3 protein-coding genes and 2 pseudogenes are annotated in these 2,774 nt (G+C 43.5%); all 5 read left to right on the top strand.

What is annotated here, in order from left to right:
• A partial coding sequence (locus OOJ60_RS24295; protein ID WP_205613290.1) for an RHS repeat-associated core domain-containing protein occupies positions 1-838 on the top strand: 838 nt, incomplete at its 5' end.
• A complete protein-coding gene (locus OOJ60_RS24300; protein WP_205613291.1) occupies positions 839-1,231 on the top strand; it encodes a hypothetical protein in 393 nt (130 codons plus the stop codon).
• 48 nt (positions 1,232-1,279) lie between these two features.
• Positions 1,280-1,990 (top strand): annotated as a pseudogene (locus OOJ60_RS24785) (RHS repeat-associated core domain-containing protein); the annotation flags it as partial.
• A 4-nt stretch (positions 1,991-1,994) separates the two neighbouring features.
• Complete coding sequence (locus tag OOJ60_RS24310; RefSeq protein WP_205613292.1) at positions 1,995-2,459, top strand: sugar tyrosine-protein kinase; 465 nt, start codon at positions 1,995-1,997, stop codon at positions 2,457-2,459.
• A gap of 88 nt (positions 2,460-2,547) precedes the next feature.
• Positions 2,548-2,774, top strand: a pseudogene (locus tag OOJ60_RS24315) (hypothetical protein); the annotation flags it as partial.

The following is a 2,774-nucleotide window of genomic DNA, read 5'->3' on the forward strand; positions in this document are numbered from 1 at the left end:
GTGGCTGGCGCAGTGCGGGTTAACGCCGGAGCAGATACAAAACCAGATGGAGCCGGTATACACGCCGCAGAGAAAAATCCACCTGTACCACTGCGACCACCGTGGCCTGCCGCTGGCGCTGATAAACGCGGAGGGGAAAGCGGACTGGTCGGCAGAATATGATGCCTGGGGGAATGTGCAGCGCGAGAATAATCCACATAACATGAAACAGCTCATCCGTCTGCCGGGGCAGCAGTATGATGAAGAGACGGGGCTGTACTATAACCGTCACCGGTATTACGACCCGTTACAGGGACGGTATATCACTCAGGACCCGATAGGGTTGATTGGTGGGTGGAATGGGTATGCGTATCCGCTGAATCCGGAGCAACACGTTGATCCATTAGGGCTTAGTACGATGATAATAGGTAACGGTCCCGTTCCTGATAATCCTTTTGGGCATGCTGCGGCGGCAAATCGGTATGGATTAATGAGTTCGGGAACTAGAGATGAGATGGGAGCTTCTGTCTCTGATTATTTTAAAAAGATGCAACCCCGCAGAGATACTTGGATTTGGATAATAGATACAACAGATGAAGAAGAACAATGTATGATGAATAAGGCAATAGACCTTAATAAAAATCTAAAAACTATTAGCCTTGGCCCTCTTCCTATTGCAAATAATTGTTTTAGCCGGACGAACATGATTTTTGAGGCGTGCGGGTTTAGTAACCCTTCTATGAATACAAATACACCTATAAGCCTACAAGTGCTCGGTGAGCTTTATGGATCTAAAAGATATATTATGCCTAAAGGTCCTTTCACTGGATTCCCATTTGAATTTCAAGAGGTAAAGTAAATGGAAATGCTTGGAAAAATATTGGTGGCAATTATTTCCATGCTAATTATATCTTGCGACTATTATAATGCAGGTATGGAGTATCAAGATAATATCGCCCTCGAACAAGTCGTAACATGGGATTCTGATAATAAATTCACACCGAATATATTTGAACATGATGGGAGATGTTTTATGAAGAAAAATGAAACATGGATGTTATTAAATGGTGATGCAACACCTAACATTAGAACAATGAGCGATAAGAAAATTCAATGTTTGGAAAAGAGTGAAGTAGAATGGGCTAGTAGAGTTTGCGATAGTATCACAGACAAGGGGAGGGAAAATCTTAAGGCATTAATATGTAGCAAGTCAGCCATATCAGTTAATACAGATAAAAGGCCAGCGTTATGACATTGAAACCGGCATTGCACTATATCACTATTACAATCTCCTGAGTGACTGGAGCAACTGCTCTGTTTGCCGGGTCAGCAGTATGATGAAGAGACGGGGCTGTACTATAACCGTCACCGGTATTACGACCCGGTGCAGGGACGGTATATCACGCAGGACCCGATTGGGCTGGCGGGGGGATGGAACCTGTATACTTACCCATTGAATCCCGTATCGAAAATAGATCCGTTTGGGCTGGTGGCGTTTGGCGGTGAATTTGGTAAATGGTCAGGTTCCGCAGTGAGTGCTGCATCGGAAGGTAACATGTCCCATGCTGATGCAGCAACAGCAATAGACGCAGCTAATGGACCGACATATTTGCCCCCATCAGGTTCTCTTTCTGTTGACGTTGGAGGTGCTTTGGACGCATTCAGCGGAGGAAAATTTGCTGCTGGAATATCAATTGGGTCAAATGAAAAGGCATCAGGCAATAGTGATGTTTGTGCGTACTATATTCTTTGTGATCACAGCGGAGTAGGATTTGCTGGCGGGCTATCTGTATCAGGATCTATTTCTGGTGGCAGTATATCCCCTGGTGAAACCAAGTCGAAAGGTGTTATATATTCCGGAGGGTTATTGGGTAAGTTTGCTGCTACAGGAGCAAAGGATTTGGCTGGGAATTATTCAGGATCTCTCAGTTTTGGACCCGGGTTAGGGGCTTTTGGTGGAGAGTTAACGTGTTCTCAAGTTTCTCGATGCCTGTCCGAGTTGTTGGGGTAATAAAATGGAAAGCAAGAAATATATTTTGATTGCAGTGGCATTTTTTTTTGCTGTACTTGCCGCCTTTACATGGAGGGTTATAGCACTTTCAGTTATTCAGGATGATGCAGAGGTAAGAAACGAAGCTCAACAAAATATTCTTTATTTACAGGGGTTATATAATAAAAATGATTTCTCCACTATATATGCTAATGGAACTGATGACTTTAAAAAAATCACAAACAAAGAAGACTTTTTAATGTTGATGAAAAGAAAAAAAGAAGTTTTAGGTGATTTTATAAAATTCGATTTAATATCAAGTAATGTCATTAATTCTAATGTAGTAGTGCTTTCTTATCGGTCAACATATACACATTATTCATTAATAGAGGAGTTTACTTTAATGAGAAAGGATGAAACAGATAAATTGCGTTTAGGAACGTATTTTATTGATGACGGAGGCAAACGTGGAAAAGTAATAAAACTATAAGGATGTCATTTTAGGTGAAATAGAATGAAATCGGAAATGTCATAAAGGAATAGCTCATGAGCGTAAAATCGACGACGGCGGCAGCCACAGCCACCACTATCATTACGATACCCGGCACCGGCTGGCGAATTATCGCATTGAGCAACAGAGCGCTGTACTGCTGGAAAGCCGCTACCTGTATGACCCGTCGGGCCGCCGCATCGGAAAACGGGTGTGGAAAAGCCGGCGGGAGCGCGGGAGTCTCAGCGGGGAGGAATATATTTACCTGGATAAAACCCCGGAAGTGACATGGTACGGCTGGGACGGCGACAGGCT

Origin of the sequence: Citrobacter sp. R4, assembly GCF_026719175.1 — a bacterium.
Lineage (GTDB): Bacteria > Pseudomonadota > Gammaproteobacteria > Enterobacterales > Enterobacteriaceae > Citrobacter_A > Citrobacter_A sedlakii.

What these genes read in the sequence shown, in the direction of transcription:
- OOJ60_RS24300 (WP_205613291.1), top strand. Translation starts at nt 839, where the DNA reads ATGGAAATGCTTGGAAAAATATTGGTGGCAATTATTTCCATGCTAATT.
- OOJ60_RS24310 (WP_205613292.1), top strand. Translation starts at nt 1,995, where the DNA reads ATGGAAAGCAAGAAATATATTTTGATTGCAGTGGCATTTTTTTTTGCT.